Annotated in this window: 15 protein-coding genes and 1 tRNA gene; 9 read left to right on the top strand and 7 right to left on the bottom strand. The window is 69.4% G+C overall.

What is annotated here, in order from left to right; translation table 11 throughout:
- Positions 1-6: 6 nt before the first annotated feature.
- Positions 7-582 (bottom strand): 5-formyltetrahydrofolate cyclo-ligase, encoded by a 576-nt coding sequence (locus ACIQ7M_RS21730; RefSeq protein ID WP_355761254.1) that lies wholly within the window; start codon positions 580-582, stop codon positions 7-9.
- Positions 583-715: 133 nt separating this feature from the next.
- On the opposite strand from ACIQ7M_RS21730, the gene galU reads away from it, so the two are divergent.
- The 7 genes from galU to ACIQ7M_RS21765 all read left to right on the top strand — a co-directional run bounded on the left by galU (position 716) and on the right by ACIQ7M_RS21765 (position 6,457).
- Entirely contained in the window at positions 716-1,618 is a 903-nt protein-coding gene (galU, locus tag ACIQ7M_RS21735; protein ID WP_403646667.1) for a UTP--glucose-1-phosphate uridylyltransferase GalU, read from the top strand.
- Positions 1,619-1,622: 4 nt separating this feature from the next.
- Positions 1,623-2,945 (top strand): gephyrin-like molybdotransferase Glp, encoded by a 1,323-nt coding sequence (gene glp, locus ACIQ7M_RS21740; RefSeq protein ID WP_403646670.1) that lies wholly within the window; start codon positions 1,623-1,625, stop codon positions 2,943-2,945.
- A 170-nt stretch (positions 2,946-3,115) separates the two neighbouring features.
- Positions 3,116-3,628, top strand: coding sequence for a cyclic pyranopterin monophosphate synthase MoaC (gene moaC, locus ACIQ7M_RS21745; RefSeq protein ID WP_403646673.1), 513 nt, complete (start codon positions 3,116-3,118; stop codon positions 3,626-3,628).
- Positions 3,625-4,164 (top strand): molybdenum cofactor biosynthesis protein B, encoded by a 540-nt coding sequence (locus ACIQ7M_RS21750; RefSeq protein ID WP_386978106.1) that lies wholly within the window; start codon positions 3,625-3,627, stop codon positions 4,162-4,164. Before moaC ends, ACIQ7M_RS21750 begins: the two co-directional genes overlap by 4 nt.
- Before the next feature lie 26 nt (positions 4,165-4,190).
- Positions 4,191-4,850, top strand: coding sequence for a GNAT family protein (locus ACIQ7M_RS21755; RefSeq protein ID WP_355761240.1), 660 nt, complete (start codon positions 4,191-4,193; stop codon positions 4,848-4,850).
- Positions 4,851-5,023: 173 nt separating this feature from the next.
- Positions 5,024-6,286 (top strand): gephyrin-like molybdotransferase receptor GlpR, encoded by a 1,263-nt coding sequence (gene glpR, locus ACIQ7M_RS21760; protein WP_403646677.1) that lies wholly within the window; start codon positions 5,024-5,026, stop codon positions 6,284-6,286.
- A 97-nt stretch (positions 6,287-6,383) separates the two neighbouring features.
- Positions 6,384-6,457 (top strand) — tRNA-Ala (locus ACIQ7M_RS21765).
- A 73-nt stretch (positions 6,458-6,530) separates the two neighbouring features.
- Here the strand turns inward: ACIQ7M_RS21765 and xerC are convergent.
- Genes xerC through ACIQ7M_RS21790 form a run of 5 tightly spaced genes read right to left on the bottom strand, consistent with a single transcriptional unit; the run spans position 6,531 to position 10,105 of the window.
- Positions 6,531-7,754: a tyrosine recombinase XerC gene (xerC, locus tag ACIQ7M_RS21770; protein WP_403646680.1), complete on the bottom strand. Its 1,224-nt coding sequence runs from the start codon at positions 7,752-7,754 to the stop codon at positions 6,531-6,533.
- Positions 7,751-7,957 (bottom strand): excisionase family DNA-binding protein, encoded by a 207-nt coding sequence (locus ACIQ7M_RS21775; protein ID WP_403646683.1) that lies wholly within the window; start codon positions 7,955-7,957, stop codon positions 7,751-7,753. Before ACIQ7M_RS21775 ends, xerC begins: the two co-directional genes overlap by 4 nt.
- A complete protein-coding gene (gene repSA, locus ACIQ7M_RS21780; RefSeq protein ID WP_403646980.1) occupies positions 7,954-9,345 on the bottom strand; it encodes a replication initiator protein RepSA in 1,392 nt (463 codons plus the stop codon). Before repSA ends, ACIQ7M_RS21775 begins: the two co-directional genes overlap by 4 nt.
- A gap of 26 nt (positions 9,346-9,371) precedes the next feature.
- Positions 9,372-9,590, bottom strand: a complete 219-nt coding sequence (locus ACIQ7M_RS21785; RefSeq protein WP_403646686.1) for a hypothetical protein — start codon at positions 9,588-9,590, stop codon at positions 9,372-9,374.
- Positions 9,587-10,105: a hypothetical protein gene (locus ACIQ7M_RS21790; RefSeq protein WP_403646689.1), complete on the bottom strand. Its 519-nt coding sequence runs from the start codon at positions 10,103-10,105 to the stop codon at positions 9,587-9,589. Before ACIQ7M_RS21790 ends, ACIQ7M_RS21785 begins: the two co-directional genes overlap by 4 nt.
- A 187-nt stretch (positions 10,106-10,292) precedes the next feature.
- On the opposite strand from ACIQ7M_RS21790, the gene ACIQ7M_RS21795 reads away from it, so the two are divergent.
- Positions 10,293-10,646, top strand: a complete 354-nt coding sequence (locus ACIQ7M_RS21795) for a GntR family transcriptional regulator (RefSeq protein ID WP_403646692.1) — start codon at positions 10,293-10,295, stop codon at positions 10,644-10,646.
- 123 nt (positions 10,647-10,769) lie between these two features.
- Here the strand turns inward: ACIQ7M_RS21795 and ACIQ7M_RS21800 are convergent, their stop codons facing one another.
- Complete coding sequence (locus ACIQ7M_RS21800; RefSeq protein WP_403646695.1) at positions 10,770-11,984, bottom strand: multiprotein-bridging factor 1 family protein; 1,215 nt, start codon at positions 11,982-11,984, stop codon at positions 10,770-10,772.
- A 794-nt stretch (positions 11,985-12,778) separates the two neighbouring features.
- On the opposite strand from ACIQ7M_RS21800, the gene ACIQ7M_RS21805 reads away from it, so the two are divergent.
- On the top strand, positions 12,779-12,964 hold a 186-nt coding region (locus ACIQ7M_RS21805; RefSeq protein ID WP_403646698.1), incomplete at its 3' end, for a hypothetical protein.

The raw sequence follows: 12,964 nt of genomic DNA on the forward strand, positions 1-12,964 counted from the left end.
CTCCCGTCAGCGGAAGCGGCGCACCCCGGAAGGGGTCACCACCGCGTGGACGGGCCGGTCGTGCGCCTCCTCCGGGACCCGGTCGACGACCTCGGTGTCGTACAGGAGCACCACCAGCGCCGGGTCCGCGCCCGCGCGCTCCAGACGGGCCAGTACACGGTCGTACGAGCCACCGCCGCGCCCCAGCCGCATCCCGCGGGCGTCGACGGCGAGGCCGGGCAGCAGGACGGCGTCGGCGTCCTGGACGGCCTCCGGCCCCAGCCGCTCGCCCGCGGGCTCCAGGAGGGCCATCTTCCCGCCGTGCCGTACTTCCGTGAGGGAGTCAGGACCCGTGTACGCGCCCCAGTCCAGGTCGTTGTCCGGCAGCAGGACCGGCAGCAGGACACGCACCCCGCGCGCGTGGAGCGCGTCCAGGAGGGCGAGGGTGCCCGGTTCGCTTCCCACGGACACATAGGCGGCGACGGTGTGGGCCTGCGTCAGTTCGGGCAGTTCCAGAGCGCGGGCGGCGAGCGCGGCGGCGGTCTCCCGTACGTCACCGGCCGTCAACCCACTTCTCACCAGCAGGAGTCCTCGCCGCAACATTCGCTTGTCAGGCTCTGGTTCGCGTGCGACGTGTCTCACAGGTGACTCCTGTAGCTCTCTTAATCAGTTCATATGAACGTGAATTAACCGGAGCCACAGATTCTGCACATAGCGACCGGTTATGGTTGCGGACATGACTGAGTCACACCCCAGGATCACCAAGGCTGTCATCCCCGCGGCAGGCCTCGGCACCCGGTTCCTGCCGGCCACCAAGGCCACTCCCAAGGAGATGCTGCCGGTCGTCGACAAGCCGGCGATCCAGTACGTGGTCGAAGAGGCCGTGTCGGCGGGTCTTGACGACGTCCTGATGATCACCGGACGCAACAAGCGCCCTCTCGAAGACCACTTCGACCGCAACTACGAGCTGGAATCCGCCCTCCAGAAGAAGGGCGACGCGAGCCGGCTCGCCAAGGTCCAGGAGTCCAGCGACCTCGCGACCATGCACTACGTACGCCAGGGCGACCCCAAGGGCCTCGGCCACGCCGTCCTGTGCGCCGCCCCGCACGTCGGCCGCGAGCCCTTCGCCGTCCTCCTCGGCGACGACCTGATCGACCCCCGCGACCCCCTCCTCGCCCGCATGGTCGAGGTCCAGGAGCAGCACGGCGGCAGCGTCATCGCGCTCATGGAGGTCGCGCCCGAGCAGATCCACCTCTACGGATGCGCCGCAGTCGAAGCCACCGACGAGGGCGACCTGGTCAAGGTGACCGGTCTGGTCGAGAAGCCGGACAGGGCGGACGCGCCCAGCAGTTACGCCGTCATCGGACGTTACGTCCTCGACCCCCACATCTTCGACATACTGCGCAAGACCGAGCCGGGCCGCGGCGGCGAGATCCAGCTCACCGACGCCCTCCAGCAGCTCGCCGCGGACGAGAAGGTCGGCGGCCCCGTGCACGGCGTCGTCTTCAAGGGCCGCCGCTATGACACCGGTGACCGCGGCGACTACCTGCGTGCCATTGTCAGACTCGCATGCGAACGTGAGGACCTGGGCCCGGACTTCCGGACCTGGCTTCGCCGTTACGTAGCCGAGGAGATGTAGGGATTTGAGCAGCGCCGCGACCCGCACCACCGGCCAGGAGCACCTCTGGTCGGTGGACGACCACCTGGAGGACATCCTCACGACCGTCCGCCCCCTCGAACCCATCGAGCTGCAACTCCTCGACGCCCAGGGCTGCGTCCTGCTCGAGGACGTCACGGTGCCGGTCTCCCTGCCGCCGTTCGACAACAGCTCGATGGACGGGTACGCGGTCCGGGTCGCGGATGTGGCGGGCGCGAGCGAGGAGTATCCGGCGGTCCTGACGGTCGTCGGTGATGTCGCGGCCGGCCAGGCCGACCAGCCCTACGTGGGCCCCGGCCAGGCCGTCCGCATCATGACCGGCGCCCCGCTCCCGTCGGGCGCCGAAGCCGTCGTCCCCGTCGAGTGGACGGACGGAGGACTCGGCGAGGGGCCGGTCTCCGGCATGCGCGCGCACAGCGCGTCCCCCGAGGGCTCCTACGGACAGGTCCAGGTCCACCGGCCGGCCGAGGCACGCGCGCACGTCCGCGCGAAGGGCAGCGACGTGAAGGCGGGCGACCGCGCCCTCGAAGCGGGCACCGTCCTCGGCCCGCCGCAGATCGGTCTGCTCGCCGCGATCGGCCGCGGCACCGTGCGGGTGCGCCCCCGCCCGCGCGTGGTCGTCCTGTCCACCGGCAGCGAACTCGTCCAGCCCGACGAGCAGTTGGGCTCCGGACAGATCTACGACTCCAACAGCTTCGCCCTGTGCGCGGCCGCCCGCGACGCGGGAGCCATCGCCTACCGCGTCGGCGCCGTCGCCGACGACGCCGAGACCCTGCGCTCGACCGTCGAGGACCAACTCGTCCGCGCGGACCTGCTGGTCACGACCGGCGGGGTGAGCGTCGGCGCCTACGACGTCGTCAAGGAAGCGCTGTCGTCCGTCGGCGACGAGGACGAGGAGGGCGGCGGCATCGACTTCCGCACCCTCGCCATGCAGCCCGGGAAGCCCCAGGGCTTCGGCTCCATCGGCCCCGACCACATCCCGCTCCTCGCGCTCCCCGGCAACCCCGTCTCGTCGTACGTCTCCTTCGAACTCTTCGTGCGCCCCGCGATCCGCACCCTGATGGGACTGCCGGACGTCCACCGGCCCACGACCCGGGCGAAGCTCTCCGCGGACAAGGCGCTGACCTCGCCGAAGGGCCGCCGGCAGTTCCTGCGCGGCACGTACGCGGACGGCACCGTGACCCCTGTCGGGGGCGCCGGATCCCACCTGGTCGCCGCCCTCGCGCACGCCGACGCGCTGATCGTCGTCCCCGAGCAGGACACCTCGGTCGAGCCCGGCACCGAGGTCGAGGTCGTCCTCCTCGGCTGACCGGCCGCCCGGAGCGGGCCCCGCCCCGGCCCCACCGCAGGCGCCCAGGTCGGGCCAGGGGCGCACAGTCCCTCACGACGGCGGAGCGGTGGACGGGCGGGCGGTAACGTGTCGCGCACACCAGGCCCACGCGCCGCACCGCGACGGGCCCCGACCGGGAGCGCCCACGCATGACTGTTCCGTCCCGGGGGGAGACCTCCGGAGCCCCTGTGCAGAACCGGCTGACGCACATAGACGAGGCCGGCGCCGCCCGCATGGTCGACGTGTCCGGGAAGGACGTGACCGCCCGCACCGCGCGCGCGAGCGGCCGGGTCCTGGTCTCGCCGCGCGTCGTGGAGCTGCTGCGCGGCGAAGGGGTCCCCAAGGGCGACGCCCTCGCCACCGCCCGCATCGCCGGGATCATGGGAGCCAAGCGCACACCGGACCTGATCCCGCTGTGCCACCCGTTGTCGGTGTCGGGTGTCAAGATTGATCTGTCGGTCGCGGACGACGCCGTCGAGATCCTCGCCACCGTGAGGACGACCGACCGCACGGGCGTCGAGATGGAAGCCCTCACCGCGGTCAGCGTGGCGGCCCTCACCGTGATCGACATGGTCAAGGCTGTCGACAAGGGGGCGGTCATCACGGACGTACGGGTGGAAGAGAAGACCGGCGGGAAGTCGGGCGACTGGAGCCGGGCATGAGCGGCGACACCGTCATCGGCGAGGCGCTCACGGCCGGCTACAGCGCGCTGGTCGTCACCGCCTCCAACCGCGCCGCCGCGGGCGTCTACGAGGACAAGGGCGGCCCCCTGGTCGCAGCGGGCCTCGCGGAATCCGGCTTCGCGGTCGACGGGCCATGGGTCGTCCCCGACGGGGACCCCGTGGAGGAGGCGCTGCGCGCCGGGGTCGAGGCGGGCTACGACGTCATCGTCACCACCGGCGGCACGGGGATCTCGCCCACCGACCGGACCCCCGAGGCGACCTCACGCGTGCTCGACCGCGAGATCCCCGGAATCCCGGAGGCCATCAGGGCGTTCGGCAGGGACAAGGTTCCCACCGCGGCGCTCTCGCGGGGGCTCGCCGGAGTCGCCCGGGGGACACTGATCGTCAACCTGCCGGGCTCCACCGGCGGGGTCAGGGACGGACTGGCCGTTCTCGACCCCCTCCTGATCCACGCCGTCGACCAGATCCGCGGCGGCGACCACCAGAGACCCAGCGGCACTGGGGGTGCGAGCTGAACAGCCCATCCTGGCCGGTCGAGCTGGTGGACGGCGATGTCGTCCTCCGGCCGATAAGGCTGCGCGACCAGCGGGTCTGGCGCGAGGTGAACCGGCGCAACCGCGACTGGCTGCGCCCCTGGGAGGCGACGATCCCGCCGCCCACGCCGAGCGGCCCGATCGCGCACCGGCCGACGTACCGGCAGATGGTCCGGCACCTGCGCGCCGAGGCCAACGCGGGCCGGATGCTGCCCTTCGTGATCGAGTACCAGGGGCGCCTGGTCGGTCAGCTCACCGTCGCCGGGATCACCTGGGGCTCGATGTGCTCCGGACACATCGGCTACTGGGTCGACCAGTCGGTGGCGGGCCACGGAGTGATGCCGACGGCCGTGGCGCTCGTGAGCGACCACTGTTTCCGCACCGTCGGACTGCACCGCATCGAAGTCTGTATTCGCCCCGAGAACCGGCCCAGCCGCAGGGTCGTGGAAAAGCTCGGATTCCGGGAGGAAGGGCTGCGCCCGCGCTATCTCCACATCGACGGCGCCTGGCGCGACCATCTCGTCTTCGCGCTCACCGCGGAGGAAGTCCCCGAAGGACTGCTCGGACGCTGGAGGCGGACGCGTCCGGCGCCGGGGCGCTCGGATCAGGTCGGATCGGAGCAGACCGGTTCACAGAACCCGAGCAAGCGCGGACACCCCGGAAAATGAAATAGGTGTTCGAAAATGATCGGCAGGCGATCGCGCCAGGGCATTAAATTCACGCTCGCGGTGGCCTGCTGATCGCATCGGTCACAAAAAAAGGTCGAAATATCAGCCGGATCGTGCGACACACCGGCGCAATTGGCAGATGGCCTCATACAAACCCCTCTACCGTGTGAGGCGTGAGCAGCAGCGGCCTCATCTACGCAGTCATCGTCGGGGCCTGGGCCGCCTACTTGGTGCCGATGTGGCTCCGTAGGCAGGACGAGCTGAACGAAGCCCGTCCGACGGAACGCTTCAGCACCGCCATCCGGCTGCTGTCCGGACGGGCGGGCATGGAGCGTCGATACGCCAAGGACCTGCGCGCACGCTCCACCGAGGAGGAGGAGCCCAGCGCCGACCCGGACGGCGTCACCGATTCGGTGGACGTCCGGGCCTTCGCCGTGTCCCCGCCCCGGCCCCAGGCGAGTGACCGGCACCGTCCGCACGTACAGGAACGCGTGCAGGATCCGGCGCCGACCCAGGCGGAACAGGAGCCGGTCGCACGCGCGACCGGCAAGGAGAGCGGCGCGTACGAGACCTCGGGCACCGCCCGGTCCGTACCGCACCAGGCGGGCCCGCCCGCCCCGAGACCCGCGGCCAAGTCCGCGCCGCAGCAGGCCGCGCCCGCCGCGCGCCGCGCGGCCTCGGCGGAGGCCGCCGCACGGGCCCGGCGCGTGAAGGTCCTCGCACGCCGCCGGCGAACGACGGTCCTGCTGTTCCTCGCCTTCAGCCTCGGCGCGATCGTGGCCGCCGTGGGCGGGCTCGCGTTCCTGTGGGCGCCCGGCGTGCCCGCCGTGATGCTGAGCTCGTACATCGTGCATCTGCGCGCCAAGGAGCGGCGGCGCTTCACCTACACCATGGACCGCCGCCGGGCCGAGGCCGCGGCGCAGCGGCTCCGCGAGCGGCAGCCCCGCCGGCGGACGTCCACCGAGCCCGTGGCGGACGAACCGGAGGAGCACGCCGCCCCCGACACGGACCCCGGTCTCCTGGCCCTCGCCGCCGACCGTCGCGCGCTCGTCGAGCAGACCGACCACGCCGAGTGGGTCGACCAGCAGCGTGAGCGCCAGTGCGGGCCGTCGCAGGGCGAGAGCTGGGACCCGGTACCGGTTCCCCTGCCGACCTATGTGACCGCGCCGGTCGCGCCCCGGGCGACGTCCAGCGTGGACCTCGGCGCGCCGGACGCGTGGAGTTCCGCGCGGTCCAGCGCGGTGGAGCCGAGCGCGCACGAGGCCGAGCCGGCCGACGAGGACCTCTCCGACGGTTCCGAGGAAGCCGGGGCGGCGGACGACAGCCGCAGCGACGCCCGACGGGCCGCGTCCGCGCGGCGCGCCCGCGAGCGCGGCCGGACGCCGCTGTTCGACCAGTACGAGGACGGCGAACGGCCGCGCGCGGCCAACGAGTGACGGGTGGGGCGACGGGCGGGCGCGGAGGTCCGGCTGACCAGGCAGGAACGGATTACCGAGCACCTCGATCGGGATGCTAGAGTTTCACTCGTTGCAAGGGCCTGTGGCGCAGTCTGGTAGCGCACCTCGTTCGCATCGAGGGGGTCTGGGGTTCAAATCCCCACAGGTCCACCGCAGCTCAGAGCCCCAGTCGGAGAGATCCGGCTGGGGCTCTTTGGCGTCGTACAGCAGCGAAGTACAGCAACTACTTTCGATCTTGCTTGCCGAGATGCTTCCCCAGCTTGCGCAGCGCCCGCCGGGTCGACTCCGATGGCACGTGTGTGTACACCTCCATCGTCACCGCGATCTTGCTGTGCCGGAGGATCTGCATCGCGACCCGAGGATGCACGTCGAGGGCAGCCAACAGGGAACCGCACGTGTGCCGGGTGTCGTGCAGCCGAATCCGGCGGACTCCCGCGCTGGCCGACCGATTGGCGAACCCGCGGTTGAAGTTGCGCGGATCGATCGGCGTTCCGTAGCGCGTGGAGAACACGAAGTCGGAGTCTGCCCACATTGCGCCGGCCGCCCTCATGGCCACCTCTTGTTCCTTCCTGCGGCGCTGGAGCGCGGTCACGCAGATCTGCGGAAGCGGGAGCGTGGCCGTCGACGCCTCGGTCTTGGTCTCGTCGTGCACGAGACGCCGCCTGATTCGCTGTAACTGCATCTGCACGGTGACCTCACCCGCGTCCAGGTCGACGCTCTCCCAGGTCAGGCCCAGAACCTCACCCCGGCGGAAACCCAGAACCAGGATGAGCACGTACGCCGCGTACAGCGGGTCATGCCCCGTGCTGGCCGCTTCGAGGAACTGCCGAGCTTCCTCCACCGACCACGGGTGTCGCTTCACCTTCCGCGCCGACCGCACCTTGACCAGGCCCGCGACGTTCTTCGAGATCAGCTCTTCCGTCATCGCGTTGGTCAACGCCGACCGCAGCACGGTGCGCGCGTCCTGCACCGTTCGACGCGACGGGATGCGCTCGCAGCAGTCGCCAACGGAGCAGCAGCGCGGCGTGTCCCGCTTCTTATCCAGGCCCTGGGCGCAGCACTGGCACTGCTCCAACAGAGCATTGACCCAGGTTCGGACGTCCCTCACGGTGAGCTTGTCGAGCCGCTTCGAGCCGAGTCCCGGTGCGATGTAGAGCCGAACGTGCATGGCGTAGGTCTCTGCCGTCTTGGGCTTCAGATCCGGTTCCACAACCTCCCGGAGCCACCGCGCGAGGTACCGAGCCAGCGTCGGCGAGGACGTTGCCACCGGCCCTTCCTTGGCCTCCGTGTGGAGCTTGATCCATTTGTCGTGGACCTCTTCGCGGGTCTTGCCGTAGACGTACTTCCGCTTGCGTTTGCCCTCCGGGGTGTCGACCCAGACGTACGCGGCGAAGCCGTTCTTGTACGGGTAGATGGAGCCTTCGCCGTTGGCGCGCTTGCCGCTCATGCTGACGCCCTCTCAGCCTCGGCGGTGACGTGCTGGATGTACTCGTCCACCCAGGCCGGGAGGATGCGCCGGTTGCGCCCGATCTTGACGGACCGGATCTCTCCGGTGAGGACGAGCATCTTGGTCTTGGACAGGCCGAAGCCGAGCATCTCGGCCACCTCTGCCGTGGTGTGCCACTTGCGGGTGATCACAGCCGTGGTCATGCTGCGGCTTCCTCCCAGTCGAGTTGGTCTTGCAGGGCTTCGCGTGCGGTCTCTCGGTTCAGTCGGATGTCCTTTGCGATCGATTCGGCGAGCCAGGACTCACCGGGGGTGTGGCCTTGTCCGGCGTAGGTCCAGTGGGCGAGCACGAGCGTGGAGCCCTCCGAGTCGTCGAGGTCCTCGGAGAGTCCGCGTTCGCGGCGTTCCTGCCGGGCCCGGTAGTCGGCGCGGACCTGGCGCAGCGCGCCGAGGGTGGTCGAGTAGCGGCGGGACTTGGTGGAGAAGTGGCCGCGGAAGCCGAGCATGTGGGCCCAGCGCGCCAGCATCCGTTCCGGGTAGGCGTCGTCCAGGTCCCAGCAGGCTTCGATCAGGCGCCGGGTGTGCGTGGGCAGCGGCAGCCTGTCGAGTTCGGAGAGTTCCCCGATCCGGTGGTCCACGGTGCCGGTCGTCTCGGCTGCCTTCGTGGCGTACTTGGCCACGTAGGAGGCGACCGCCTGTTCGGTCAGCTCCTCTTGGCCCAGGGCGCCGATCGGCTGGACGTCGACCTGGGAGCCCCACCGCAGGGTGCGGGCCGGGAAGTCCCCGGAGGCGGCCACGGGCACGGAGACCCGCCCGGCAGCCGCGCGGATTGCGTCGTCCAGGAGGGCGACCGTGGCCCAGGCCGGCGGAGTCGTGTCCGGGCCGTCGGGACCGTCCAGGCGCACCACCGCGTGGAAGTGCACCGAGCCGCGTTTCTGGAACTCGGCGACCTTGCCGAAGGAGACCCGGCACACCTCCTTCAGGGCCGTCTGAGACAGGCCCGCGCGGGCGGCAATCTCCCGGCGCAAGTAGATCGTGAAGCGGCGCCACAGGTCGCCTGCGAAGTTGTTGAACAGCACCGCCCCCGCGTAGTCGTAGCGGCCCGGATCGAGCGCCGTCCCCAGCACCGGATCACTCTCCGCGTGGGAGCTCCCGCAGCGGCAGCACCCGGCATCCGGCCGGTTGTGCACGGGCCCGAACGAGGGCGCGGTGAGCGTGGCGAAGACCCGGGGGTGATCCCGGACCACGGTCGAGACGCCCTTGTTCACATCACCCGTGATCCCGGCACGGATCAGGTGGTACGTGTCCCCCGCGTAGGTCCAGGCGCAGGCCGGGCAGCGCGAGGCCCGCCGGTTGCCGCACGCCACCCGCAGCATCCCGCCCGGCTCGTTCTCGGTGCTGTACGAGTAGAGGACGTCACCGCTGGCCCGGTCGCGGGTGGTCGTCTGGCCCATCAGCCGGATCGGGTGCGAGCAGCCGCCGGTACGGCGGATCTGTTCCTGCCAGCGGTCGAAGCCGGGCGCGTTGGCGACCCGCAGCAGATCTGCGAGCGTCAGGGGGTCGGTGCCCATGGAGGCCGCAGCACCGGCCACGGCCTCCGGGGGGACGGGGAACACCGTCACGCGGCTACCCCCAGCGGCTCGACCACGGCCAGCGGAGCCGGGACGGGGGTGTAGCCGAAGGTGCGGTCCTTCGTGCAGATCAGGTCACCGTCGTGCGTGAGAACGCGTAGACCGTCGATGCGGACCCAGCGCCAGAACGGGGCGTGCGCCCGGCAGCCGGGGCAGGTGGGAGGCACGACGTCGAGCAGGCCGTAGCAGGACGGGAAGGTACTCACGCGGCACCGCCGTTGGTCTGGCATGCCCAGCAGGCTCGATAGCCCTCTTCGGACCAGTCCGAGCCAGCGTCGATGACCCAAGTCCCCCAGACCTTCCTGGAGTTGTCACACTCCGGGCAGCAGCCGTCGATGACGGCCGGGAGATGCCGAGCTTCCGGGGCGACGCCGACCAGCCACATGACCGAGGCAGACGCCAGCTCCTCCGCCCGGTCGAGGCGGCGGGCGGACGGGAAACGCTCCGCATGCCGACGGTCGATCTCCTGGGTGGTCATGTCCCGCAACCAGAGCTTGCGGTGTCCGGCCAGGTACGACGCGCGCCGACGAGTCTCCTCACGTCCCAGCCGCACAACGCCTTGGAGGATCCAGGCGATCAGCGCCGATTCCGAAGACCTCTGGAGCCGGTAGCCGTTCGGCATGTCCGACGAGTAGAGGGCGACCGCGCGTTCCATTCCGGAAAGGGTCTCGACCACCGCAGCGGATGCAGATGCATGCGGTGCGACCAACGTTGCAGGCATGATGGAAGCTCCCTTAGGGGACGAGGGGCGGCGAATCTGCTTGGCGGTAGGAGCGCCGCCCCTGGCTTTGACAGGCGGATCAACCTGTCTAACTTCTCTTGTGTTACCTAGATTAGTTGCCGGATGATTCCGCGCAAGGTCTGGGGCAGATTTCTTTAGGTCACTTAGGTAACCTGGGGAGGTGACGGTGAGCCAGGACGATCCGCGTAGTGCCTACGAGCAGGTGGCCGACGACCTCCGACGGAGGATTGCCTCCGGCACTCTCAAGGCTGGCCAGCGGCTCGACGGAAACGCCAAGATGGCCGAACGCTATGGCGTTGCACCGATGACCATTCGCCACGCACTCGACATCTTGCGAAGCGAACAGCTCATCGTGAGCCAGCAAGGGCGCGGGACCTTCGTCGCCAGCGATCCGGGATTTGCGGACTCGGCCGAGGGAGCCAGCACCATGGCTGATGAACTCGGCGAGATCAAGGCCGCTCTGGAAATGATCAACTCGCGGCTCGACCGTCTTGAGACCCAGGTTCGCGAACGTCCTTGACCGAGGAAGACAGTCGCTCGACCCGCTCGGCGGCTTCGGCGAGCTTCTTCCGGATCTCGTGCAGCTCTACTAATAATCGCGCCCTGTCCGCGACCCTCACAGCGTCTGTCCCCCAGTCAGTGATCAGCCCAGTTTCATACTCGTGGCGAGACGCCTGATCTCCGCCGTGTGTGCGTGCTTGTCCGTCGACCTCAGATCGTCCACGAGGTTCCGGGCAATCGGCCTGTTGCGTACGTGCTGAGGGGCAATCGCATCGGCGCGCAGGATCGCGTCAGCGGCCAGGGCCGACTTGCCGTTCATCATCTGGCCGACAGCCGTGCAGACCCAGAAGTGCGACTGCCGCTCGCCCGATGCAATGTGGGAAATGTTGACCAGTTCGGCACGCGAGAGCACATCACGAGGGTGGCCCAGCTCCAAGCTCACTTCCACCGAGTGGATCTCTGCGTTGACCGCGTTGAACTGAGTCTGGAATGCGTTGCCGTCTTCCGATACGCCGGCCGCCGCCTGTCGAGCTTCAGCCAGATGGGACTCCGCCTCCGGTCGATCCCAGAGTCGGGACCATGCGACAGCGGCCCGCAGATGCATCGCACCCCAGAGCGCGCGCAGCGTCTGATCAGCCGCCCCCATGTGAGGTTCGAGGTCATCGAGAGCCTTGCGTGCCATGTCGCGCGCTGCGCCTAGCTCCCCCTCGTGCAGCCAGAGACCGCAGAGATCCCAGCGAGCCGCAGCGCGGAGGATCGGAGACTCTGCCCGCTCAGCCGCCACCAACTCACGCTGAACGGCGCTCCATCCGAGGTCATGGTGACCGAGGAGGTTGGACGACACCCGCGCCATGTGGCTCGCCCGCAGCATGAGCGACTCGGCCCGGGGCACGTCTTCGCCCTCGGCCACATCGCACAGGACGACCAGGTCACGAAGAATCTGGGGGAGAACGTCGCCCAGGGCGGCGAACTTCGCATCCTGCCTCAGCCTCTCGGCCGCTTCGACCCGTGCCGTGACTGCGGGAAGAACCGGGACGTCCGTCATGGGGATCAAGGCCGCGCCACCGGGCATGGTCGCCTGTTGGAGCGCGAGCCGAAGACCGGGGATCGCGGCGTGGCCGGAGTCGAGTTCCGCAGTCTCGTGACGGTACGGCTGTCCAGTCAGCTCTACGACCTCTACGCCCAGAACCTCGGCGATCTGGCCGAGGACGCTCATGCGATCGAGCGGAAGGCGACCGGTTTCGATCTTCGAGACCCAGCTCACGGAGCGATCGACAGATGCCGCCAACTGCGCTTGATCCCAGCCGAGACGGCGCCGCGCCCGTGCTACGCGCTGCCCTGTGGTCAGTTCAGCCATCATGGGTTCCCTTCGACACTACGACGGTACCCACGCCGAGCCGTGACGCTGTCAGTAAAAGTGACAGTGGACGCCCGAACAGCCCTCTGCCAGGCCGGAGTTACGGATTTCTCTACCTCATCAAGCCCCGGCTGCGCTCCGCTCCGCCGGGCGCGCTCCCGGCTCCGCTCCGCGCGACGCTCCTGCCTTCGGCCCGCTCCGCGCGGGCTGCGCCGACGCGCGCCCTAGAGAGGGTTGGCCGGCGGCATGAGGTCAGAACCCGTCGTGGCCGGGGCGGTCGGCTCCACGACTTTAGGCAGCCACCATGGGGCGAGCCTCGAAGATCATGGCCCCAACGTCGTGCTTTACCGGGCAGCTCAGGAGACTGCCCGACTCGCCGGAAGCTTACGGGGCCATGATCACTCGCCCCATGGCAGCTCCCGCCCAAAGTCGCTCCGCCGACCTGTAGGTGATCTGGCGTCAGCAATCTCTGATCGTGTACAGTCCCTTATACGGCAAGTCGTGTACGCCGATCCGCAGCCGCATGCGCCCACGTCGCGAGCAGCACAGACGGTCAAGGCTCTCGGAGCCCACGCTTCATCACCACCCGAAACAGCCATGGCCAAGTTCGGTGGGAACGTGGGGCTCGCCGAGAATCGGAGACGGCTGTGACGAAGCGTGGCAACCATGACTCTCTCAAGCGGAAGGCCCGCAATCTCGCGCTGTACGAGAACATCCCGTACAGCGAAGCTCTCGCTCGCCTGAGTGCTCCTCAGAAGCACTCAGAGACGGCTGACAGGGAGCAACTGGCACCGATGAGCTTCCGGTCCGTCATGGCGGAGGCCGTGCGGTCGAGGAACAACGTGCGGTCCCTCATCGCGGAGGCGGCGAGGCCGAACTACGACTTCCGGTCCGTCATGGCGGAGGCCGTGCGGTCGAGGAACAACGTGCGGTCCCTCATCGCGGAGGCGGCGAGGCCGAACTACGACTTCCGGTCCGCG

It is taken from the genome of Streptomyces sp. NPDC096324, from assembly GCF_044763015.1.
In the GTDB taxonomy this organism is placed as follows: Bacteria; Actinomycetota; Actinomycetes; order Streptomycetales; family Streptomycetaceae; genus Streptomyces.

Excerpts from the sequence above, each read along its gene's own strand:
- ACIQ7M_RS21730 (WP_355761254.1), bottom strand. The coding sequence starts at position 582 with ATGTTGCGGCGAGGACTCCTGCTGGTGAGAAGTGGGTTGACGGCCGGT.
- galU (WP_403646667.1), top strand. The coding sequence starts at position 716 with ATGACTGAGTCACACCCCAGGATCACCAAGGCTGTCATCCCCGCGGCA.
- moaC (WP_403646673.1), top strand. The coding sequence starts at position 3,116 with ATGACTGTTCCGTCCCGGGGGGAGACCTCCGGAGCCCCTGTGCAGAAC.
- ACIQ7M_RS21750 (WP_386978106.1), top strand. The coding sequence starts at position 3,625 with ATGAGCGGCGACACCGTCATCGGCGAGGCGCTCACGGCCGGCTACAGC.
- xerC (WP_403646680.1), bottom strand. The coding sequence starts at position 7,754 with ATGAGCGGCAAGCGCGCCAACGGCGAAGGCTCCATCTACCCGTACAAG.
- ACIQ7M_RS21775 (WP_403646683.1), bottom strand. The coding sequence starts at position 7,957 with ATGACCACGGCTGTGATCACCCGCAAGTGGCACACCACGGCAGAGGTG.
- ACIQ7M_RS21790 (WP_403646689.1), bottom strand. The coding sequence starts at position 10,105 with ATGCCTGCAACGTTGGTCGCACCGCATGCATCTGCATCCGCTGCGGTG.
- ACIQ7M_RS21800 (WP_403646695.1), bottom strand. The coding sequence starts at position 11,984 with ATGGCTGAACTGACCACAGGGCAGCGCGTAGCACGGGCGCGGCGCCGT.